The following is a 22,702-nucleotide window of genomic DNA, read 5'->3' as shown; positions in this document are numbered from 1 at the left end:
ATGGTGAGCAGAGATAAAGTGATCTGGTCGGAGGGCATGTTCCTGCGGCCGCAGCATTTCCAGCAATTTGAACGCCACATGCTGCATGCCGCGCAACAGCGTGCGGCGTCGCTACAGGGCTTTTTCTGGGGATTCGGCCAGCTGTCGCTGGACCGCGACGCGCTGGCGATCGGCAAAGTGGCGCTGAGCCAGGCGCAAGGCGTCATGCCCGATGGCACGCCCTTCGATTTCTCGCACCCCGACACGGCGCCCGCGGCGTTCGAAGTGCCAGTGCAAACCCGTGGCGCTCGCGTCATGTTGGCCTTGCCGCGCATGCGCGCGGGCGCCAGCGATGTGATCTACGAGGGTGAAGAAGATACGCTGGCGCGCTATCTGGTGCACGAGGCCGAGGTGGAGGACAGCGGCTCCGTTGCATTGGAACCCGTCTTGATGCAGCTGGGCCGGTTGCGGCTGCGGCTGATGCTGGAGGACGAGCTGACCGATGACTGGATCGGATTGGGCGTGGCGCGAGTCCTGGAGCGACGTTCGGATAACCGGGTGGTATTGGACGAAGCGTATGTGGCGCCGTGGCTGGCCGCGGGCGAGCACCCCGTTCTGCGCGGTTTCGTCGATGAGCTGCAGGGCTTGCTCGACGCCCGCAGCGAGGCGCTCGCTGCACGCCTGTCGCAGCCCGGCCGTGGAGGCGTGTCCGAAGTATCCGACTTCATGCTGCTGGAGACCGTCAATCGCTACATGGGATCCATCTGGCATGCGCGGCAAAGTCCCTCATTGCATCCGGAGAGGTTATTCCACGATTGGCTGATGCTGGCCTGCGACCTCGCTACCTTTACTGCGGTCACGCGGCGGCCAGGTGTGTTGCCCGGGTATGCGCATGACGATCTGCAGGGCAGCTTTACGCCCTTGATGAACGAGCTGCGCCGATCGCTGTCGGCGGTGCTGGAGCAGCGCGCCTTGCAGATTCCCCTGCAGGACCGGGGCCAGGGCGTGCGCGTGGCGCAGGTCCAGGATGCGGAGCTGTTGCAGTCGGCTGGCTTCGTGCTGGCGGTGCATGCGGACCTGGCGGTGGAGACGGTACGCGCGCGCTTTCCGGCGCAGGTCAAGATCGGGCCCGTGGAACGCATCCGGGATCTGGTGCACCTGCAATTGCCCGGCGTTGCGGTCCGCGCGCTGCCGGTGGCGCCGCGGCAGATTCCCTACAGCGCAGGACACGTTTACTTTGAATTGGATAAGAGCGGCGAATTCTGGAAGCAGCTGGAGCGCACCGGTGCGCTCGCGTTGCATCTGGCGGGCGATTTCCCCGGGCTGACGATGGAGTTCTGGGCGCTGCGCGATTGAGCGCGGCCAACCAGGCGGAGACAATTATGCATGCTTCGGATCACACGCTGGCCGGGCCTCCGGGCGGCATGGGCGAAGGCGCCGCCGGTTCGGCGGGCAGGCTGCGTCCTCACGATTACGTCATCAGCGGTACCAATCCGCTGGTGGCCGCGGCAAACCCGCTGCTGGACCTGATTCCGCAGATCCGCGCCACGGCGACCCACCCGTCGCCCGCGATGCTGCGCGAGCATCTGTTGGACGAGGTGCGTCAGTTCGAACTGCGCGCGCAGCAGGCTGGCATATCGAACGAGACCATACTCGGTGCGCGCTATTGCCTGTGCACGGCGCTGGACGAAGCCGCCGCGCTCACACCTTGGGGCGGCGGTGGCGTGTGGTCCGCGCACAGCCTGCTCGTCACCTTCCACAACGAGACCTGGGGCGGGGAGAAATTTTTCCAGCTGCTGGCCAAGCTGTCGCAGAATCCGGGGCAGCATCTGGACCTGTTGGAACTGTTGTACTACTGCCTGCTGTTGGGCTTTGAAGGCCGTTACCGCGTGATCGACAACGGCCGCTCTCAACTGGAAACGTTGCGCCAGCGGCTGCTCAGGATCTTGCGCGGCGCGCGCGGCGATTATCCCTTGGCGCTGTCGCCCCATTGGCGCGACGAACCGGCGCAGACGCCGTTGCGCAGGCTGCCGGTGCCGCTGTGGGTGTTCGGCGCGCTGGCCGCCGTCCTGGCGCTGGCGCTGTATTGGGGTTTGGGCTGGCGCCTGGGCGGCCAATCCGACGAGGTATTCGCGTCCATCGCAAAACTCCGGCCGCCCACCGTGCAGATCGCGCCGACCGCAGCCAAGCGGCCGGCGCCCGCGCCTCGGCTGGCTGTGTTCCTGGCGCCGGAAATCCGGGACCAACTGGTCAGCGTGCGCGACGAGGTTGACCGCAGCGTGGTGGTGCTGCGCGGGGACGGTGTGTTCGAGTCGGGCGCCAGCTCCGTGCGCGACCAATACCTGCCGGTGCTGTCACGCGTTGCCGACGCTTTGCGTGAGACCCAGGGCAGCATCCTGGTGCGCGGCTATACCGATAACACGCCGATGCGCAGCGCACGTTTCCCGTCGAATTGGCATCTGTCACAGGCGCGTGCGGACGCTGTCAAGGACATGCTGGAGCAACGCCTGGGGCAGACCGCGAGGGTGCGGGCAGAGGGCCGCGGCGACGCCGATCCGGTCGCGCCCAACGATACGGCCGCAGGTCGCGCGCTGAACCGGAGAGTGGAGATTACGGTGCTCGTGCCGCCGGTGGCTCACGAGCAGGGAGGACAGGAATGATCTACAGGCTGTTCGGATGGTTTTTCAGCCGCCGCGTGTGGAACTTCCTGGGCCTGGTGGCCCTGGCGGTGCTGATCTGGATTGCTGGCCCGCTGATCGCGATAGGCACGGTGCGTCCGCTGGAAAGCGAGACGGTGCGCATTGCGGTGATCGTGGCGATGTTCGCGATCTGGCTGCTGCGGCTCTTGTGGCGCAAGTGGCGCGAAGGGCGCTTGAATGCGCAGCTACTGAGTCAGCTGCGCCGTCCGAAGCCGAAAGCGGACAAGCCGCTGGACGAGGCTGCCGGCAATGACGAGATCCGCCAGTTGGAGGCACGATTCCACGAGGCGGTGGAACTGCTGCGCAAGACCCGCTTCGAAAACCGGGGCAAACGCGGCGCGTTGGACCGGTTTTCCAAGCAATACCTGTATCAGCTGCCTTGGTACGTGATCATTGGCGCGCCGGGCGCGGGCAAGACCACCGCGCTCGTCAATTCGGGACTCAATTTCCCGTTGGCGGAGCGCTATGGCAAGGTTGCCTTGCGTGGGGTGGGCGGCACGCGCAATTGCGATTGGTGGTTTACGGATGATGCCGTGCTGCTGGACACTGCGGGACGCTACACCACGCACGAAAGCGATCCGACTGGCGACGAAGAAGAATGGCGCGGCTTTCTCGGCCTGCTGTCCAAGTATCGCGGCCGGCAGCCCATCAATGGAGCGATGCTTACCGTCAGCGTCGAGGACCTGCTGTCGGCGTCCGACGCGGAACGGGCGCAGCACGCCGCGGTATTGCGGCGCCGGCTGCAGGAACTGCGCGAGCAGCTGGGCATCGCGTTTCCGGTCTATGTGCTGGTGACAAAGACCGACCTGCTGTCGGGCTTCGAAGAATACTTTGCGTCGTTCACGCGCGAAGAGCTGGCGCAGATCTGGGGCTTTACGCTGCCGTATGCGCGGGCGCAGGATCCGGGCTTTGATCTGTACGAGGCCTTTCATGAAGAATATGCCTTGTTGCAGCGGCGTCTGGACGACGCCTTGCCCGAGGTGGTGGCCGCGGAACCCGATCCGGCGAGGCGCGCGCTCGCCTACATGTTGCCGCAGCAGTTTGCCGGCCTGCAGGCCATCCTTGGCCACTTCCTGAGCGATGTGTTTGCCACCTCGAAGTTCGAGGCGCGCGTCATTCCTCGCGGGGTCTACTTCACCAGCGGCACGCAGGGCGGAGAGACCTTCGACCAGGTGACCGGCCACTTGAAGCGCTATCTGCGCATAGACGGCGGCGCCGCGCCCGCGGTCAGCGTTCCGGGGGAAGGAGAGGGCCGCAGCTACTTCCTGAAAAACCTGCTGCAGGACGTCATCTTTCGCGAAGCGGGCCTGGCGAGTCGCAACCTGCGCTGGGAGCGCCGCTACCGGCAGCTGCATTGGGCCGGCTACGGCCTGGTAACTGCGGCCTTCGTTGCCTTGATCGCGGGTTGGGCGATGAGCTATCGCAATAACGCCGACTATGTGGAAGAAGTGGCGCGCCGCGTGCCGGCCGTGGAAAAGCTGAGCCGCGATATCAAGATCACGCGCACAGGGGACCTGCTTGGCCTGATGCCCTTCCTGGACAGCCTGTGGTATCTGCCGCAGCATGAGGGCTTCGATATCGATAATCCGCCGCTAAGCTATCGCTATGGGCTCTACCAGGGCATGAAGCTCAAGGCGGCCGCACAGGGCGTGTATGGCAATACGCTGGACCAGGTGCTGCTGCCGCAAGTGGCGCGGCGCGTCGAGACCGCGCTTCGCGACGCTTCGGCCAGCGACCTCGAGTATTCCTACGAGGCACTGCGTGCCTATCTCATGCTGTACGAGGCCGACCGATACGATGCGGAGTTCATGCATGCGTGGCTGCTGTCGGACATGCAGGCCACCCTGCCCGAAGGCTACACACGGCGCCAGTATGAGCAGTTGTCGCTGCATTTGCGCAACCTGACGCAGAGCCACGTGCTGGCTTCGCCCTTTCCCAAGGATGATGCGTTGGTGGCGCAGGCGCGCGAGAAGCTGGCGCGCTATACCCTTGCCCAACGCGCCTATAGCCGCTTGCGCCGCACTCTGGCCAATGCGGATGCGGTGCCCGAGAACACGGTGGTCACGCTGGGCGGCGCCCAGGCGAGCGCCGTGTTCGTGCGCAAGAGCGGCAAGCCGCTGAGCCAGGGAATCCCGGCGCTCTACAGCTATCGCGGCTACTGGGATGTGTTCAACAAGCGTGTGACCGGCGTGGCCGAGGTGCTGCGGTCGGACGATGCATGGATATTGAATATCCCGTTGCGCGGCCCGCTGGACCAGGGCGCGCAACGCCAGCTGGTGGCCGATATCAAGCGGCTGTACATGAACGACTACGTTGCGCAATGGGACGGCTACCTGAATGACCTGCAGCTTGCGCCAAGCAAGTCCCTGCTGCAGAACATCCAGATGGCGCGGACCTTGTCAGCGCCGGAATCACCTTTGGTGCAGCTGGTGCGCGGCGTCGCTCGCGAAACCTCCTTGCTGCGCGATACCGGCAAGGATGACCGGTCGCTGGTGGACCAGGCGCGAGACCGCGTCAGCAGCACGCGCGAGGCGCTGGAACAGATGTTCGGACCCACGGGACCGGGCGCGGCGTTGCGGGCCGACGCATCCGACGAGAAGCTGGAGCGCATCGTGGACCAGCACTTCGAGCCATATCGCCGTTTGGCGCAGGGCGAGGGCGGATCGGGCGGCACCTCCACGCCGATCGCCGCCACCACGGGACTCATTAACGAGCTCTATACCTACCTGACGGCGGCGGACGCGGCCCTGCGCAGCGGCAGCCCCGCACCCAGCTCGGATGCGGTGACCAAGCTGCGCGCCGAGGCGGGACGCTTGCCGGGGCCCTTGCGCGACGTGCTCAACTCGCTGTCCGTGAACGCGTCCGGCGAAGTGTCCGACGTCGCCCGGGCACGCATGGGCGAGACCGTATCCGCCACCATCGGCATGTTCTGCGGTCAGTCCGTGGCGGGACGCTATCCGTTCTCCAGCCGGTCCGCGCGGGACGTGGCGCCTAACGATATGGCCCGGCTGTTCGGCCCCAATGGTCTGATGGACGATTTCTTCCAGAAGAACCTCGCAAACCAGATCGACGTGTCTGGCCAGCGCTGGCGCTTCAAGCCCGGCATAGACGGCAAGTCGGGAGAAAACTCCACCACGCTGGACGCCTTCCAGCGCGCGGGCGTCATCCGCGACGTGTACTTCATGGCGGGCAACCCCATGCCGTCGTACCGGGTGGCCATCAGGCCGGTGGAAATGGACGCGGGCATTACCCAATTCGTGATGGACGTAGACGGACAGGCCGTGCGATATGCGCACGGCCCCCAGGTGGCGACCACGGTGCAATGGCCCGGCCCGCGCGGCAGCAACCAGGTGCGCATCGAACTCACGCCGCAAGAAGGCGCCGCAGGCATGACCACGTCCGGCCCCTGGGCGTTGAACCGCATGCTGGACCGCGCCCAACTGCGGCGCGGGCCGACACCGGAAGTCACGCTGGCCACCTTCGACCTGGGCGGACGCAAGGTGGTGCTGGAAATTACCGCCAGCAGCGTCAAGAGCCCCTTTCATCTGGCCGAGATGCAGGCCTTTGCCTGCCCGGGCGCGTCGTGAACAGGACATGGACATGGAGCTAGGATTGGAGCGTGGGCGTGTGGGCTGGTACGGCAAGATTCCGGCGGCGGGCGACTTCGTGCACCGCCGCCTGCCGCGCGAACTGATCACGTGGTGGGACCGCTGGCTGCAGTTCGGGCTGGCGGCGCTGAAGCAGGCGCCGGACGTCAACGCCGCGCGCGGCTTCGCGTCGGCGCCCATCTGGAATTTCGCGATTCCAGCCGGTCCCGGCGCGGGCGTTGCGCAGTTGGGCTGCATCACGCCCAGCCGCGACCGCGTAGGCCGAGGTTATCCCCTGTGCGTGGTCATGGCCCTGCCGCCCGCGCAATACCACAGCAGCATCCTGGACGGCGCCAGCGACTACTACCGGCAAGTGGGCACCAGCATGCTGGCGGCGGTGCGCCATGGGTGCCCGGCGGAACAGTTCGACCGCAGCCTCCAGCAAGTGCGTACGCCCGCAGTGGCGCCAGGCGCGCCCGCACCACGCGGAGGCAACGACATCATGGACATCCTGAGCGCTGGCCGGGAGCAGGATTCCGTGCCACTGGCGCGCCGCGCGCTGGGCGCCTGGCCTGATCTGCCTTTCTGCTTCAACCCCAGTTCGCACACCAGTTACTGGTGGACCAATCAGGCGGACGGCGCAGCCTTGCAGACCTATGTCCACGGCGGGGCGCTGAACGCCACGCTGTTCGCCAGGTTGTTCTCTTCCTTGCCTACCTGGCATCCCTGAAGCCGCCGGAGGAACGCGCATGCTTCGAACTTCCGCTGTGCCGCCAGAGCCGGGCCTGGCCCGCTCGCCAGCCGCCATGGATGCGGCCCGCCTGGACGAAATCCTGCGCCTGCCGCCCGGGCCACGGCGCGAAGAGAAGATCCTGCGGGTGATGGCCGACCTGACCTTGTCCCTGGCAGCCTGGCACGGGGCCGGCCGGACGCACGGCGGCATATGCCCCGATGCCGTGGTCGATGACACGCACGGATCCGCCAACCTGCGGCCGCCGGCGGCAGCGCCCGATGATGAAGACGCCATCCGGCACCCTGGTTACGCCGCATTCGAGCAGTACACGGATGATCCAGCCTATGCCTGCGGCCCATGGACCGACGTGTATGGATTGGCTGCGCTGACGTATTTCCTGGCGACCGGGTCGGCTCCGCCTGACGCGCTGGCACGCCGCGTGCGCGACGACTACCTGCCGTTGGGCGTATGGGAACCGGGTGCCTATGGTCAGCAGTTCTGTGCTGCGGTCGACGACGGGCTGGCGATGGCGGCACAGGCGCGGCCGCAGACGGTGGCAGAACTGGCGGCGGCAATGGGAGCGTCTTTGCCGCCCGCGGAGGAGTCAGGCCAGGAGTCGGACATGGCCATGCCTACCCTGATAGCGGACGCGCGCGCGGACGAGCCTGCCGCTATGCCACCGCCCGCCGTGCGCCTGACGGCAATGCGGTCGGAACATCCGGCGCGGGCGCGGCGCGTCCTGCCTCTGGCCTTGGCGGTCGTCCTTTTGCTTGCAGCGGGCACGTATGCCTGGCTGAAGCCGGCCCAGGCGCCCGTCGAACTGGCTGGCTCGCCGCAGGCGCAGGCCCGGCCGGAACCTCAGCCTGAACCTCAAGCCCCGGCCCAACCACAGCCGCCGTCCCCCCCGCAGCCCGCGCCGCAGACCGCCCCAGCCCCCGCCGCGGTCGAGCCGGATCCGCCGCCGCAATCAGTCTCCGTCCAACCGGGTGCGCTGCCTGACGAACCAAAACCAGCGACCACCACCGAGCCGCAGGCTGGCGTGGCTCCTGCGGCGTCGGAACCGCCCGCGCCCGCGACCCAGCCGCCACCCCCCGCCGCACCGGTATTGGTGCGTGTGGCGGTGCGTCCCTGGGGCGAGGTGTTGGTCAATGGCCGTTCGCGCGGTGTGAGTCCGCCCTTGCGCGAACTGTCGCTGGCGCCGGGCCGCTATCAGGTGATCGTGCGCAATGCGTCGGCGGGAGACCATCGCATGACGTTGACCGTGGCGCCGGGCCGGCCGGCATCCATCACGCATGAATTCAACTGAGGGACGAGATATCTCGCCCGTATGCGGTTCATGGGTGACGGCGCGGATCGCGGCGGCCGGTCAGGGCAGGGTGGATTCGCCCTTGAGCAGGTCGTCCAGCGTTTCGCGCTGGCGCACAACGTAGTATTTGTCGCCGTCGACCATGGCTTCGGCCGCGCGCGGGCGCGCGTTGTAGTTACTGGCCATGGCCATGCTGTACGCGCCCGCGGATTCCACGGCCAGCAGGTCGCCTTGCTCGATGACCAGCTTGCGTTGCCTGGCGAGCCAGTCGGCGCTTTCGCAGACCGGGCCGACGATGTCGTAGACGGTGTCCTCGCCCGCCCTCGGATGCACGGGGCGCACGCCGTGAAAGGCCTCGTACAGCGCGGGGCGCAGCAGGTCGTTCATGGCGGCGTCGACAACGGCGAAGTTGCGCGCTTCCGAGTGCTTCAGGTATTGGACCCGGGTGAGCAGCACGCCGGCATTGCCCACAAGCGAACGGCCGGGTTCCAGCACCAGGTGCAGATGGCCGAAGCCGCGCGCGTTCAGGCGTTCGAATACGCGGTCCAGCAGGGCCTGGGGCGACGGAGGGATTTCGTCGGTGTAGCGGATGCCCAGGCCGCCGCCCAGGTCCAGGTGCGCGATCCGGATGCCTTCCTGATCCAGTCTTTCGATCAGGTCCAGCAGCTTTTCCAGCGCGTCGAAATAGGGACTGATGTCGGTAAGTTGCGAACCGATGTGGCAGTCCACGCCTACGATTTCCAGGCCTGGCAGCGATTGGGCGCTGCGGTAGACGTCCAGCGCCGACCCGATGGCGATGCCGAACTTGTTTTCCTTCAAGCCGGTGGAAATGTAGGGATGCGTCTGCGCATCCACGTCCGGGTTGACCCGTAGCGAGACGGGCGCGCGCAGGCCCATCCCATGCGCGATTTCCGACAGCCGGCGCAATTCGGCTTCGGATTCGACGTTGAAGCACTTGACCTTGGCCGCGAGCGCGTCGCGCATTTCCCAGGCCTGCTTGCCCACGCCGGAAAACACGATCCGGGACGGGTCCGCGCCGGCCGCCAGGGCGCGCTTGAGCTCGCCGCCGGAAACAATGTCGAAACCCGCGCCCAGCCGCGCGAATTCCTTCAGGACGGCCAGGTTGGAATTGGCCTTCATGCCGTAGCAGACCAGCACGGGGTGCTCGCCGACGGCGTTGCGGTAGGATTCCCAGGCGGCCCTGAGCGCGGCGCGCGAATATACGTACAGCGGGGTGCCGAGCTTTTCGGCCAGGTGATCCAGCGGCACGTCCTCGGCGTACAGGACATTGTTGCGGAACTGGAAGTACGGATGGCCGGCCAGTTCAGGCTGCGCGGGGAATCGGGAAGTCATGGAAGCGAGGGCGTCGGCGGGATGACCGTCGGCTGCGATTGCTGCTGCGTGCGCGCGGGCGGCTTGCCGTCAGGCGTCGGCAAGTACAAGGGACCCTTGTACCCGCAGGCCGCAACCATGCCGGTCGCCATCAGCGTGGCTACAATGCGAAGGACCATGCGGCGAAATGCCAAGTGGAACACTGGGAACTCCTAATTCTTGCAGGCTCGATTATGACCGAAACCGAATTTCTTGCGTTGATCGACCAGGTGCTGAACAGCATCGAAAGCCAGGCCGATGACTGGGCGGCTTCGCTCGACGTCGATGTCGAAACCAGCCGCAGCGGCAATGTGCTGACAATGGTTTTCGAAGACAACACCCATGTGGTGGTGAATAGCCAGGCCGCCATGCAGGAGCTGTGGGTCGCGGCGCGCAGCGGCGGCTTTCACTACCGCTACGATGGCCAGCACTGGAACGATACCCGAGGCGGCCCACAGCTGCCGGACGCCTTGTCTCAGATCTGCTCCGCAGCAGCTGGCGTTCCCGTGACCATACGCCTGTAAAAGGGCAGGCCACGGCGCAAAAAAAGGCCGGCCCATCGGGCCGGCCTTGTCATTTGCGCGTCAGAACGGAATTTTCTGGGACCAGGGCGTGTTGCTTTGCGTGCCCACGCCCGGCGCCACCTTGATCTTGGTTTCCTCGCTGATGCTGCCGTTCAGGCCATTGAGGAATTCGCCCAGCGTGTCGGCCTCGGGCAGGCCCAGGCGGGCCACGGCTTGCCCGGGCGGGAATTCGGAGAAGTAGAACTCGCCGTTTTCCACGAGAAGGCCGTCGGGACGGGGGCGCGGCTTTTCCTCGGGCACGCCCTTGAGGACCGTCTGCATGTAGTCGACCCAGATCGGCATGGCGACGCCGCCGCCGGTTTCACGCGAACCCAGCGATTTCGGCTGGTCAAAACCCAGCCATGCGGTGGCGACCAGCGACGGGGTGTAGCCCGAGAACCAGGCATCGACGGATTCGTTGGTGGTGCCGGTCTTGCCGGCGATGTCGTTGCGCTTGAGCAGGACGCGCGCGCGCGCCGCAGTGCCGTAGGTGGCCACGCCGCGCAGGATGTCGTCCATGACCCAGGCGGTGCGCGGGTCGATGGCGCGGGCCGCGGCGTCGCCGGCAACGACCGGCTTGGACTGCATGATGACCTTGCCGCTGCTGTCGGTGACGCGGTCGATCAGGTAAGGCGTGACACGGTAACCGCCGTTGGCGAACACCGAGAACGCGCCGGCCAGTTGCAGAGGCGTTACCGAGCCCGCGCCCAGCGCCAGCGGCAGCACGGCGGGCTGGCGGGCCTTGTCGAAGCCGAAGCGGGTCAGGTAGTCCTGCGCGTACTGCGGGCCGATCGCCTGCAGGATACGGATCGACACCATGTTCTTGGATTTGTACAGACCCTGGCGCAGCGTCAGCATGGGTTCGTACTGGTTGCCGTAGTTCTTGGGATTCCAGGCCTTGGAACCGGTCTGCGCGGCCGTCAGCTCGAAGGGCTGGTCGGAAATCTGCGTGCCCGGGGTCAGGCCGCGCTCCAGCGAAGCCGCATAGATGAAGGGCTTGATGTTCGAACCGGGCTGGCGCCAGGCCTGCGTGACGCGGTTGAAGTTGCCTCGGTAGAAATCGAAGCCGCCCACCATGGCGCGAATGGCGCCATCTTGCGGCGACAGCGCCACGAAGGCCGCCTGCACCGAGGGCAGGTTGATGATCTCCCAGTTATCGCCGAACTTGCGGATGTAGACGACGGAGCCGCGCTTGATGCGCTGTTCGGGCTTGGCCTTGTCGTTGAGCGCACGCGCCACGACGCCCAGCACCTTCTTGTCCGTGACGGTGATGATCTCCCGCGAGCTGCGAGCCAGCTTCACTTCGGTGGGGCTGGCCGACAGCACCAGCGCCGTCAGCAGGTCGCCGCTGTCGCTGAACTTGTCGAACACGCCGTCCAGGAATTCGTCGAGTGCTTGCGGATTGTTCTCGGTGCCCGGGGGCAGGTCCAGCTGTTCTTCAGGGCCGGGGTAGGGGGCGCGGCGCGTGTATTCGAGCACGCCTTCGCGCACGGCGCGGTAGGCCGCTTCCTGGTCCTTGGACTGCACGGTGGTATAGATATTGATGCCGCGCGAATAGACGTTGTCCTGGTACACGTTGAACAGCAACTGGCGCGCCAGTTCCGCCACGTATTCGCCATGGATGGAATAGCCGCCGGCGGGCGTGCCCTCCGCGGACTTCATGACGATGGGCTGGGCCAGCGCCTGCTGGTATTCAGGCTCGGTCAGGTAGCCCAGCGAGTGCATGCGGCCCAGCACATAGCGCTGGCGCAGCTCGGCGCGCGGACGGTTGGCGATCGGGTTGAAGCGCGACGGCGCCTTGGGGATGCCGGCAAGCATGGCGGCTTCCGCGGGCGTGACTTCGGACAGGGGCTTGCCGAAGTAGGTACGCGAGGCGGCCGCGAAACCATAGGCGCGGTGGCCCAGGTAGATCTGGTTCATGTAGAGCTCGAGGATCTGGTCCTTGGTGAGCTCGGATTCGATCTTGAAGGTCAGCAGCAGCTCGTAGAACTTGCGCGAATAGGTCTTCTCGGACGACAGGTAGAAATTGCGCGCCACCTGCATCGTGATCGTGCTGGCGCCTTGCGACTTCGACATGCTGACCAGGTTGGTCAGGCCCGCCCGCACCACGCCCATCCAGTCGATCCCGCCGTGCTGGTAGAAGCGGTCGTCCTCTGCCGCGAGGACCGCGGATTTCATGACGTCCGGGATCTCGTTGAAGCGCAGCACATTGCGGCGTTCTTCGCCGAATTCGCCGATCAGGACGCGATCCGCCGTATAGACGCGCAGTGGCACCCGCGGGCGGTAATCCGTCATGGCGTTCAGGTCTGGCAGGTTGGGCCAGGCCAGCGCCAACGCCATCCCGGCCAGCAGTACGCCGCACAGGAAGAGGCCGGCGAAAAAAATGCCGGTCTTTACGAAGAATCGCAGTATCGGGGAACCGCTCTTGGCGGGCTTGTCTTTCTTGGAGGAATTCTGGGGCTTGCTCATCGCGGCGATTTTACGGGTATCTCCGGGTCCGTCCCGGCACGGGGAACCGGTTTCTGTAACAAAATCGTTCAGTGTGGTACGCGGGCAACTGGCGGCTGATGTGATAATGCCGTCATGAACTTTTCCGCTAACTCATGTCCGGAGGCTGACCCGGACCCGGCGTCCTCCGGCGAGACGCCCGAAAACCCGCCTTGCGCGATCGAGTGCACAGGCAAGGCCGCCACGCTGCCGCATGACCTGCCGGTTTTCCTGGTCGGGATGATGGGCGCGGGCAAGACGACCATAGGGCGTGGCCTGGCGCGTGCGCTGGGGCGCGAGTTTATGGACTTGGATCATGAGCTCGAGGCGCGTTGCGGCGTGCGGGTGCCGGTAATCTTCGAAATCGAGGGCGAAGCCGGGTTTCGTCGCCGGGAATCTGCCGCCTTGGAAGAGTGTACCCAACGGCGCAACATAATTCTCGCCACCGGCGGCGGAGCGATCCTGGCACCCGAAAACCGCCAGCGCCTGCGCGAGCGTGGCATCGTGGTCTACCTGCGGGCCAGCGTGGACGAATTGTTCCGGCGCACCTGCCGCGACCGCAACCGTCCCCTGTTGGCCACCGCCGATCCGCGCGGCACGCTGCGCGAACTCATGACCCTGCGGGAACCCCTCTATAAGGAAGTGGCCGACCTGGTGGTGGAAACGGGCGCCATGCCCATACACACCCTGGTCAAGGCGCTGCTGCCGCAACTGCAAGCCTTCGAGAAGCGCATATGAACGTTGTACACGTCGACACCCCGGGCGGAAGCTATCCGATCAACATCGGTCCCGGTCGCCTGGACGCCCTGGACCAGAGCATCCCCGCCGACGCCACCGCGATCGCCGTGGTGACCAATCCGACCGTCGCCGCCCTGTACGGCGAGCGCGCCGAGGCGGCGCTGGCCAGGACAGGCAAGCGAGTGCTGCGGATCGAATTGCCCGATGGCGAGGCCTACAAGGACTGGCAGTCGCTGAACCTGATCTTCGATGCGCTGCTGGGCAACCGCCTGGACCGCCGCTGCGTGCTGGTGGCGCTGGGCGGTGGCGTCATCGGCGACATGACGGGTTTCGCGGCCGCGGTCTATATGCGCGGCGTGCGCTTCCTGCAAGTGCCCACGACCTTGTTGTCGCAGGTCGACTCGTCGGTGGGCGGCAAGACCGCCGTCAATCATCCGCTGGGCAAGAACATGATCGGCGCGTTCTACCAGCCGGTCGCCGTCGAGATCGATACCGACGTGCTGAATACGCTGCCGGCCCGCGAGGTGTCCGCCGGCTTGGCGGAAGTGATCAAGTACGGCCTGATCCTGGACCCGGCCTTCTGGTCCTGGTGCGAGGAAAACGCGCAGAAGCTGCGCGCGCTGGACCCGGACGCCGTCGCCTACGCCATCCGCCGGTCCTGCGAGCTGAAGGCGCAGGTGGTGGGCAAGGACGAGCGCGAATCCGGCTTGCGCGCCATCCTGAACCTGGGCCATACCTTTGGCCACGCCATCGAGTCCGGCCTGGGCTACGGCGCCTGGCTGCACGGCGAAGCGGTGGGTTGCGGCATGGTGCAGGCCGCCGAATTGTCGGCGGACGTTGCCGGCTTTGACCGCGCCGACGTGGAGCGCGTGCGCGCGCTGGTAACCGCCATCGGCTGTCCCGCCGTGGCGCCTGACCTGGGCGCGGACCGCTGGCTGGACCTGATGCAGGTGGACAAAAAGACCGAGGGCGGCTCGATCCGCTACGTGCTCATGCCCCGCATCGGTGAAGCCCTGACGCGGGCAGTCCCCGACGACGCCGTGCGCGCCGTCCTGGCCCGCACCACGCAATAGACACGCTGGAGACGGTGTTGCAGATGAAAGAACTGGCTTCCTATGCATCCCACCCGTCTCAATCGCGCGGGCGGGCCTACGCCGAGCCCCCGCCGGAAAATCGGACGGAATTCCAACGCGACCGCGATCGCATCGTCCATTCCGGCGCGTTCCGGCGCCTGGAATACAAAACCCAGGTCTTCGTGAACCATGAAGGCGACCTGTTCCGCACCCGCCTGACCCATAGCCTGGAAGTCGCCCAGATCGCGCGCACGCTGGCGCGCAGCCTGGGGTTGTCCGAAGACCTGACCGAAGCCATCTCGCTGGCGCACGACCTGGGGCATACGCCGTTCGGCCATGCCGGTCAGGACGAACTCAACGCCTGCATGCGCGAACTCGCGCCCGAGGCGGGCGGCTTCGAGCACAACCTGCAAAGCCTGCGCGTGGTGGATGAACTGGAAGAACGCTATGCGGACTTCAATGGCCTGAACCTGTGCTTTGAAACGCGGGAAGGCATCCTGAAGCATTGCTCGGCTGCGCATGCGCGCCAGCTGGGCGACGTGGGCCAGCGCTTCCTGGACCGCACCCAGCCGTCATTGGAAGCGCAGTTGGCCAACCTGGCCGACGAAGTCGCCTATAACAACCACGACATCGACGATGGCTTGCGTTCGGGCCTGATCACGCTGGATCAGTTGAAGGACGTGTCGATCTTCGAGCGGCATCACGCCCACGTGCTGGAAAGCTATCCCGGCCTGGCACCGCGGCGCGCCGTGGCCGAAACCATACGCCGCATGATCAATACCCTGATCGGCGATCTGACGCGCACGTCGCAGGCGCGCATCCGCGAGTTCGCGCCGGCCACCGCCGATGACGTGCGCCGGGCACCGCCGCTGGCGACGTTTTCGCCCGAGATCCGCCGCGAGGCTGACGAACTGAAGAAATTCCTCTTCGACAACCTGTACCGCCATTACCGCGTGCTGCGCATGACGACCAAGGCGCGACGCATTGTGCGCGAACTGTTCGCCGCCTTCCTGGATGATCCGCGCTTGCTGCCGCCCGACTATCGCAGGCCGGCGTTCAATGAGCAGGCCCGCGCCATCGCCGATTACATCGCTGGCATGACCGACCGCTACGCCATCCGCGAGCACAAGCGTCTGTTCGAGATGGCTTGAGGCGCGCGCCCGCCATGTTGTGCGGGCACGCGCCTTGGACGCGCTGTCTCAGCCGGCCAGAAAGCGCTGCGTCAGTAGCACCCAGTAGGCCGCGCCCACCGGCAGGCTGTGGTCGTTGAAGTCGTAGCCCGGGTTGTGCACCATGCAGGCCCCGTGCCCGCTGTTGAAGCCGTCCGCCGAGCCGTCGCCATTGCCCACCAGCAAGTAGGAGCCGGGCACTTCCTCCAGCATGAAGGCGAAGTCCTCGCTGCCCGTCAGCGCACGGGTCTGGAGCTCCACGTTGTCGGCGCCCACCAGTTCCACTGCTACCCGGCGCGCGAAATCGGTTTCTTCCTGCGTGTTCACCAGCACGGGATAGCCGCGGCCGTAGTCGATGGTCGCCCGCACCTGGTAGCTGGCCGCCTGGCTGTGCACCAGCTCGGTGATGCGCGCCTGCAGCGTGTCGCGCACGCCGCGGTCCAGCGCGCGCACGCTGAGCTTGAGCGTGGCGGTCTGCGGAATCACGTTATTGGCGCGGCCGGCGTTGAACGCGCCGACCGTTATCACCGCCATGTGCAGGGGATCGATATTGCGGGCGACGATGCTCTGCAATCCCAGCACGATGGCCGAGCCGGCCACGACCGGATCGGCTGCGCAATGCGGCATGGCGCCATGCCCGCCCACGCCTTCCAGCACGATGGTGACGTTGTCGGAAGAGGCCATGGCGGCGCCGTCGCGCAGCAGCAGGCGGCCTTGCGGGTGACCCGGCATGTTATGCATGGCGAAGATGGCGTCGCAGGGATATTTGCGGAACAGCCCATCTTCCATCATGCGCTTCGCGCCACCCAGGCCTTCCTCGGCGGGCTGGAAGATCAGGTTGAGCGTGCCGTCGAAGTCGCCATGCTTGGCCAGGTGATGCGCGGCCGCCAGCAACATGGCCGTATGGCCGTCATGGCCGCAGGCATGCATCACGCCCTCGTTGCAGCTGGCATGCTCCAGGCCCGTTGCCTCCTGGATGGGCAAGGCGTCCATGTCGGCGCGCAGACCCAGGCGCCTGGCGCCGCTGCCGCGGCGCAGCTGCCCGACCACGCCGGTGCCGCCCAGGCCGCGTTCCACCGCATAACCCCATTGCGTCAGGCATTGCGCCACCAGATCGCTGGTGCGGAACTCCTGGAAGCCAAGCTCGGGATGGCGGTGGATGTCGCGCCGGATCGAGACGAACTCGTCGGCCTGGGCGGTCATGGTCTGCAGGATGGGATGCATGTCGGATCGTTCCTTGAATCGGGTCACTGATTGCCGGCCAGCTTCACGTGGCTGGATATCTCGCGGAAGCGCTCGGTTTCGGCGCGGTACATGGCGTTGGCTTGTTCCGCGCTCATGGGCGCGGAGACTTCGATGTTCTGATGGGCGAGGCTGTCCTTCACCGCGGGATCCTGCATGGCGGTGTTGAGCGCGGCATTCAGGCGCGACACTACGTCTTCCGGCGTGTCGCGCTTGACGAAGTAGCCGGTCCAGGTGGTGAAGTTGAAACCCTTCAGCAGTTGGCCTTCGTTGACCGAGGGCACCGCCTTGAGCGCGGGCAGCTGGCTGCGCTGCGGGTCCAGGCTGGCCAGCAGCTTGATGCGGCCCTGCTCGGCCAACGCCACTTGTTGCTGCGACAGCGGCAGGATGGCCAGGTCGACCTGGCCGCCGCCGATATCCTGCATCAGCGGCGCGCCGCCTTTATAGGGCACGTGCATCATGTTGGCACCGATGGTGCGGGCCATGTGTTCGCCCAGCACGTGGTACAGCGAGCCCACGCCCACGCTGCCGAACGTCAACGGCTGGGACGCCGAGCGCGCTCGCGCCAGCGCGACCAGCTCGTCGGCGCTGTTGGCGGGCAGATCGGCTCGCGCCACGATCACCAGCGGCGCCATGCCTATCATCTGCACCAGGCGGAAGTCTTCGCTCTTGAGCTTCACCGCGGGATTGGCAATGGGCGAAAGAATCAGCTCATTGGGTGATCCCTGGAACAGGTAATAGCCGTCGGCCTTTGCCCCCAGCACCTTCTGTGCGCCCAGCGCGCCGCTGACGCCGCCCAGGTTCTCCACCAGCACGGGCTGGCCAAGCTGCTTGGATACAGGGGTGGCCACGACCCGGGCGATGGAGTCGGACGCGCCGCCGGCCGGGTAGGGCACCATCATCATGACTGGCCGATCGGGATAGTCTGCGGCCCGGGCCCCCTGGCCCAGCAGTGCCGCGCCCAGCGCCAGCGCACAGCCGGCCAGGCGCAGGCTATTGGAAAGCATGCTCACGAATTTCCCCTTGGAATGGATATAGCGTGATCCGCATGCTAGGGACTGGCCTCGCTAGTTGTCTAACGAATTGTTATTCTGGAAGCTAGAAAAAAAACTCATACTTGGATGAGAACTCGGGCATGAACCTCAAACAGCTCGAACATCTGCTGGCGGTGTCCGAGGCAGGCTCGTTCAGCCGAGCGGCCGAACACCTGCATTTGACGCAGTCGGCGCTCAGCCGCAGCATCCGTCTTCTGGAAGAAGACCTGGGGGCGCGGCTGCTGGATCGCATGGGCAAGCGCACGGAGCTGACCCCGCTGGGGCTGACCGTTGCCAGCCGCGCCAGGCGCATCCTGTTTGAATCGGGCGAGTTGCGCCGCAGCGCGGAACTGCTGACACAGGGGGATCGCGGCAGCATCAGCCTCGGCCTGGGATCGGGTCCGGGCGTCATGCTGATGACGCCGCTGCTGGCGCATGTGGCCCAGCGCTATCCGCAGTTGCGGCTGGACGTGATGCGCGGTTCGCTGGAGGCCCATCTGGCGCTGTTGCGCCAGCGGCGCCTGGATGCGCTGATCGTCGATACCCGGGGCATCGTGCCGGCGGCCGATCTGCGCATCGAGCCCACGTCGCAAATGCGGGCCGGGTTCATCTGCCGACGAGGCCACCCGCTGGCCCAACTGGGCAGAGCGGCTCGATTCGCGGAGATCGCCGCGTACCCGCTGGCGTCCACGTTCCTGGCGGCCGACACCGGGCGTATTCTGGTGGAGCATTTCGGCATCGAGGCGGACCCGCAGACCTCGATGCGATTGCGCTGCGACGAAATCGGCAGCCTGCTTGAAGCGGTGCGCGTGTCGGACGCGGTGTTCCTGGGCATCGTGGGCGCGGCGCGCCTGGGCATTGCCGCAGGCGAGCTGACCGAACTGGCCACGGATCCGCCGCTGCGCAGTCACGCGCTATTTGCCATGGTGACCTTGACGGGCCGCACCGAGGCTCCCGCGATGGCCTTGGTGCGCGAATTCGTGGCGCAGCGCCTGCGCGATTGATCGCGGTTCAGCGATGCTTGCGGTAGGGCTCGTCCTCGGGCACGAAGGTGGCTTCCGCAAGCGCGTCCCGGGTCCATTCCTGCATGGCGGGCAACGCCAGCACCGCGTCCATGTAGTCGCGCACGGGGCCCGCGGCCGCAATGCCATAAGTGGTAAAGCGCGAGACCACCGGCGCGAAGAACGCGTCGGCGATCGAGAACCTGCCGAACAGAAACGGGCCGCCCTGGCCGAACTCTGCGCGCGTGTCGTGCCAGATGGCTTGCAGGCGCGAGATGTCCTGTTGCGCGGCCTCGGGAAGCGCAATGCCGGGCAGTTGCGCCTCGACATTCATGGGCAGCGCCTGGCGCATCGCGCCGAAGCCGCTGTGCATCTGCGCGGCGAGCGAGCGCGCGCGGGCGCGAGCCTTGGGGTCTTGCGGCCACAGCCCGGCTTCGGGATGGCTTTCGGCCAGGTACTCGCAGATCGCCAGCGAATCCCAGACGGCGAAGTCGCCGTCCAGCAGCACCGGCACCAGACCCGCGGGCGACACCGCGCTTACGCGGCGCGAGAATTCCTCGGTAAAGAAGCCGAGCTTCTGCTCCGTGAACGGAATGCCCGTCGCGCGCAAGGCGATCCACGGGCGCAGGGACCACGACGAGTAGTTCTTGTTGCCGATGATCAAGGTGTACATATCACGCGCCTTATAGCCGTTGATGTGATGGTTTACGCGTCGGGATTGCGGCGCAGCAGCTTGCCCAGGTAATGCCCGGTGTGGCTGGCGGAGGTCCCGGCCACGTCTTCCGGCGTGCCCTGCGCGACCACGCGGCCGCCGCCGTCGCCGCCTTCCGGGCCCATGTCGACCACCCAGTCCGCCGTCTTGATGACGTCCAGGTTGTGTTCGATGATGAGCACGGTATTGCCGCTGTCGACCAGCTGGTTCAGGACTTGCAGCAGCAGCTCGATGTCGCGGAAATGCAGTCCTGTGGTGGGCTCGTCCAGGATGTAGAGCGTGCGGCCCGTGCTGCGCCGCGACAGTTCCTGCGACAGCTTCACGCGCTGCGCCTCGCCGCCCGACAGGGTGGTCGCGCTTTGGCCCAGCCGGATATAGGACAGGCCCACGTCGATCAGCGTATGCAGCTTGCGCGCGATGGCCGGCACGGACTCGAAGTATTCCAGCGCCTGCTCCACCGTCAGGTCCAGCACTTCGCTGATGTTGCGGCCGCGGTAGCGGATTTCCAGCGTTTCGCGGTTGTAGCGCTTGCCGTGGCAGACGTCGCAAGGCACGTACATGTCGGGCAGGAAGTGCATTTCGACCTTGACCACGCCGTCGCCCTGGCAGGCTTCGCAGCGTCCACCCTTGACGTTGAAACTGAAGCGTCCAGGATCGTAGCCGCGGGTGCGCGCTTCCGGCACGCCCGCGAAGAGTTCGCGGATGGGCGTAAACAGCCCCGTGTAGGTGGCTGGGTTGCTGCGCGGCGTGCGGCCGATGGGGCTCTGGTCCACGCTGATGATCTTGTCGAAGTTCTCCAGCCCCTGCATCGACACATAGGGGGCGGGTTCGCTTTGCGCATGATGCAATTGGCGTGACACCGCCACCGCCAGCGTGTCGTTCACCAGGGTGGATTTGCCCGATCCGGACACGCCGGTCACGCACACCAGGCGACCCGACGGGATGCGCAGGTCCACGTGCTTCAGGTTGTTGCCGCTGGCGCCCGTCAGGGTCAGCCAGGACAGTTCGTCGGTGACGGGACGGCGTTTCGGGATGGCGATGGCGCGAGCGCCGCTCAAGTACTGGCCGGTCAGCGAATTTGGATCGCGCTGCACGGTTTCCGGGTCGCCTTGCGCCACCACCTGGCCGCCATGCTCGCCCGCGCCCGGTCCCATGTCCACGACCCAGTCGGCCATGCGGATCATGTCTTCGTCATGCTCGACGACGATGACGCTATTGCCGAGGTCGCGCAGATGCTGCAGGGTGCCGATCAGGCGGTCGTTGTCGCGCTGGTGCAAGCCGATGGACGGCTCGTCCAGCACGTACATCACGCCGGTCAGGCCGGAGCCGATCTGGCTGGCCAGTCGGATGCGTTGCGCCTCGCCGCCCGAGATGGTGTCGGCGCTGCGGTCCAGCGACAGGTAGTTCAGGCCCACGTTATTCAGGAAGCTCAGGCGCGCCTCGATCTCGCGCACGATGCGTTGCGCGATCTCCTGCTTGGCGCCCGTCAGGCTCAAGTCGCGGAACCAGGTCAGGCACGTCGACAGCGGCATGGCCTCGACCTCGTAGATGGCCTGGCCATGGCGCTCGCCGCCGCGCGGATCCTGGCCGATCAGCACGTTGCGGGCCTCGGGCCGCAGACGCGAGCCGCCGCAGTCCGGGCAGGTCTTGATGTTGCGGTACTTGCCGAGCTCTTCGCGCACTGTGGCCGAATCGGTTTCGCGCCAACGGCGTTCCAGGTTCGGAATCACCCCTTCGAATGTATGGCGCTTGACCGTGCTGCGGCCTTTTTCGTTCAGATAGAGGAACGAGATCTCTTCGTCGCCGGAGCCGTAGAGGACCTTGTCGCGCAGTGCTTCGGGCAGTTCCTCGAAAGGGGCCTCGATGTCGAATTCGTAGTGCGCGGCGAGGCTGGTCAGAAGCGAATGGGTGAACGCGTTGCGGCGGTCCCAGCCACGGATGGCGCCGGCCGCCAGGCTAAGTTCCGGGAAGGCGACCACGCGCTTCGGGTCAAAAAAGCCCACCTGGCCGATGCCGTCGCAGCTGGGGCAGGCGCCCATCGGATTATTGAAGCTGAACAGGCGCGGTTCCAGCTCCGGCAGGCTGTGGCTGCACACCGGGCACGCGTAGCGGCTGGAGAAGACCTGTTCGCGTCCGCTGTCCATGTCCAGGGCCAAGGCGCGGCCTTCGGCCAGCTGCAGGGCCGTCTCGAAGCTTTCCGCCAGGCGTTGCTTGCTTTCGGGCTTGATGCGCAGCCGGTCGATCACGACATCGATGTCGTGCTTTTCGGTCTTCTTCAGCGGCGCCATGCCGTCGATTTCGGTCATCTGCCCATCCACGCGCAGGCGTACGTAGCCCTGCGCTTGCAGGCTGGCGCACTCATCCTCGAAGCTGCCTTTTTTGCCGCGCGCGATCGGGGCCAGCACGGCCAGGCGCGTTTCGGGCGTCCAGGACAGCACCGCGTCCACCATCTGGCTGACGCTTTGGGCCTGCAGCGGCAGGCCATGGTCCGGGCAGTAGGGCGTGCCGACCCGCGCATACAGCAGGCGCAGGTAGTCGTGGATTTCGGTGATGGTACCGACGGTGGAGCGGGGGTTGTGCCCCGCCGCCTTCTGCTCGATGGATATGGCCGGAGACAGGCCTTCGATCAGGTCCACGTCCGGCTTGTCCATCAGTTGCAGGAACTGCCGGGCGTAGGCGGACAGGCTTTCGACATAGCGGCGCTGGCCCTCCGCGTACAGCGTGTCGAAGGCGAGCGAGGATTTGCCCGAGCCGGACAAGCCGGTGACGACCACCAATTTGTGGCGCGGCAGGTCCAGCGAGACGTTCTTGAGATTGTGGGTGCGCGCACCCCGAATGCGTATTGTCACGTCTATCGGGCTCTTTTAAGCGGTTTCAAAGGCCAACTTGGTACTATAGCGCGCCGAATCCCCCTGCGTTCGGGGCAGTTACTTCAGCCTGGATGGCCCCGGGGGTGGCGCCGCACCGCCAGATCAGACCTTGAGCGTGTGACACCCACGCGCGTGAGC

At 66.1% G+C, this 22,702-nt stretch carries 17 protein-coding genes; 10 read left to right on the top strand and 7 right to left on the bottom strand.

Features of this window, described 5'->3' with window-relative positions; translation table 11 throughout:
* Genes tssK through VCS63_RS02295 form a run of 5 tightly spaced genes read left to right on the top strand, consistent with a single transcriptional unit; the run spans position 1 to position 8,304 of the window.
* Positions 1-1,335 (top strand): type VI secretion system baseplate subunit TssK, encoded by a 1,335-nt coding sequence (tssK, locus tag VCS63_RS02315; protein WP_323878144.1) that lies wholly within the window; start codon positions 1-3, stop codon positions 1,333-1,335.
* Positions 1,336-1,361: 26 nt separating this feature from the next.
* Positions 1,362-2,639 carry a DotU family type VI secretion system protein gene (locus VCS63_RS02310; protein WP_063961652.1) on the top strand — a complete coding sequence of 426 codons (1,278 nt, stop codon included), beginning with the start codon at positions 1,362-1,364 and terminating at the stop codon, positions 2,637-2,639.
* On the top strand, positions 2,636-6,265 hold the full coding sequence (gene tssM / locus VCS63_RS02305; RefSeq protein ID WP_238913727.1) for a type VI secretion system membrane subunit TssM: 3,630 nt from the start codon (positions 2,636-2,638) through the stop codon (positions 6,263-6,265). Before VCS63_RS02310 ends, tssM begins: the two co-directional genes overlap by 4 nt.
* 13 nt (positions 6,266-6,278) lie before the next feature.
* Positions 6,279-6,995 (top strand): type VI secretion system-associated protein TagF, encoded by a 717-nt coding sequence (gene tagF, locus VCS63_RS02300; RefSeq protein ID WP_042797487.1) that lies wholly within the window; start codon positions 6,279-6,281, stop codon positions 6,993-6,995.
* A gap of 19 nt (positions 6,996-7,014) precedes the next feature.
* Entirely contained in the window at positions 7,015-8,304 is a 1,290-nt protein-coding gene (locus VCS63_RS02295) for a hypothetical protein (protein ID WP_323878141.1), read from the top strand.
* A gap of 60 nt (positions 8,305-8,364) precedes the next feature.
* Here VCS63_RS02295 and lysA read toward each other — a convergent pair whose 3' ends face one another.
* Both lysA and lptM read right to left on the bottom strand, forming a co-directional pair.
* Entirely contained in the window at positions 8,365-9,657 is a 1,293-nt protein-coding gene (gene lysA, locus VCS63_RS02290) for a diaminopimelate decarboxylase (protein ID WP_063961434.1), read from the bottom strand.
* Positions 9,654-9,815 carry an LPS translocon maturation chaperone LptM gene (gene lptM / locus VCS63_RS02285; protein ID WP_232033770.1) on the bottom strand — a complete coding sequence of 54 codons (162 nt, stop codon included), beginning with the start codon at positions 9,813-9,815 and terminating at the stop codon, positions 9,654-9,656. Before lptM ends, lysA begins: the two co-directional genes overlap by 4 nt.
* 54 nt (positions 9,816-9,869) lie before the next feature.
* Between lptM and cyaY the strand changes: the two genes are divergently transcribed.
* Entirely contained in the window at positions 9,870-10,199 is a 330-nt protein-coding gene (gene cyaY, locus VCS63_RS02280; RefSeq protein ID WP_013396958.1) for an iron donor protein CyaY, read from the top strand.
* Positions 10,200-10,259: 60 nt separating this feature from the next.
* Here the strand turns inward: cyaY and VCS63_RS02275 are convergent, their stop codons facing one another.
* Entirely contained in the window at positions 10,260-12,707 is a 2,448-nt protein-coding gene (locus tag VCS63_RS02275; protein WP_175198697.1) for a penicillin-binding protein 1A, read from the bottom strand.
* A gap of 114 nt (positions 12,708-12,821) precedes the next feature.
* Here VCS63_RS02275 and VCS63_RS02270 point away from each other — a divergent pair, with 114 nt between their 5' ends.
* Genes VCS63_RS02270 through VCS63_RS02260 form a run of 3 tightly spaced genes read left to right on the top strand, consistent with a single transcriptional unit; the run spans position 12,822 to position 15,687 of the window.
* Entirely contained in the window at positions 12,822-13,463 is a 642-nt protein-coding gene (locus VCS63_RS02270) for a shikimate kinase (RefSeq protein ID WP_042795950.1), read from the top strand.
* Positions 13,460-14,536 (top strand): 3-dehydroquinate synthase, encoded by a 1,077-nt coding sequence (gene aroB, locus VCS63_RS02265; protein WP_063641524.1) that lies wholly within the window; start codon positions 13,460-13,462, stop codon positions 14,534-14,536. The genes VCS63_RS02270 and aroB overlap by 4 nt, the downstream gene beginning before the upstream one ends.
* A 23-nt stretch (positions 14,537-14,559) precedes the next feature.
* Positions 14,560-15,687 (top strand): deoxyguanosinetriphosphate triphosphohydrolase, encoded by a 1,128-nt coding sequence (locus VCS63_RS02260; RefSeq protein ID WP_042797488.1) that lies wholly within the window; start codon positions 14,560-14,562, stop codon positions 15,685-15,687.
* 48 nt (positions 15,688-15,735) lie between these two features.
* Here VCS63_RS02260 and VCS63_RS02255 read toward each other — a convergent pair whose 3' ends face one another.
* On the bottom strand, positions 15,736-16,929 hold the full coding sequence (locus tag VCS63_RS02255) for a M20 aminoacylase family protein (RefSeq protein ID WP_063641523.1): 1,194 nt from the start codon (positions 16,927-16,929) through the stop codon (positions 15,736-15,738).
* Positions 16,930-16,952: 23 nt separating this feature from the next.
* On the bottom strand, positions 16,953-17,954 hold the full coding sequence (locus tag VCS63_RS02250; RefSeq protein ID WP_042795951.1) for a tripartite tricarboxylate transporter substrate binding protein: 1,002 nt from the start codon (positions 17,952-17,954) through the stop codon (positions 16,953-16,955).
* Positions 17,955-18,082: 128 nt separating this feature from the next.
* On the opposite strand from VCS63_RS02250, the gene VCS63_RS02245 reads away from it, so the two are divergent.
* On the top strand, positions 18,083-18,985 hold the full coding sequence (locus tag VCS63_RS02245) for a LysR family transcriptional regulator (RefSeq protein WP_042795952.1): 903 nt from the start codon (positions 18,083-18,085) through the stop codon (positions 18,983-18,985).
* Between the two features lie 7 nt (positions 18,986-18,992).
* Here the strand turns inward: VCS63_RS02245 and VCS63_RS02240 are convergent, their stop codons facing one another.
* Positions 18,993-19,655, bottom strand: a complete 663-nt coding sequence (locus VCS63_RS02240; protein WP_076816784.1) for a glutathione S-transferase family protein — start codon at positions 19,653-19,655, stop codon at positions 18,993-18,995.
* A gap of 32 nt (positions 19,656-19,687) precedes the next feature.
* Positions 19,688-22,543, bottom strand: a complete 2,856-nt coding sequence (gene uvrA / locus VCS63_RS02235) for an excinuclease ABC subunit UvrA (protein WP_372341594.1) — start codon at positions 22,541-22,543, stop codon at positions 19,688-19,690.
* Positions 22,544-22,702: the final 159 nt, after the last annotated feature.

The sequence above is a fragment of the Achromobacter sp. D10 genome (assembly GCF_035282245.1).
In the GTDB taxonomy this organism is placed as follows: Bacteria; Pseudomonadota; Gammaproteobacteria; order Burkholderiales; family Burkholderiaceae_B; genus Achromobacter; species Achromobacter insolitus.
This window is presented reverse-complemented; position numbering and strand designations above follow the sequence as displayed.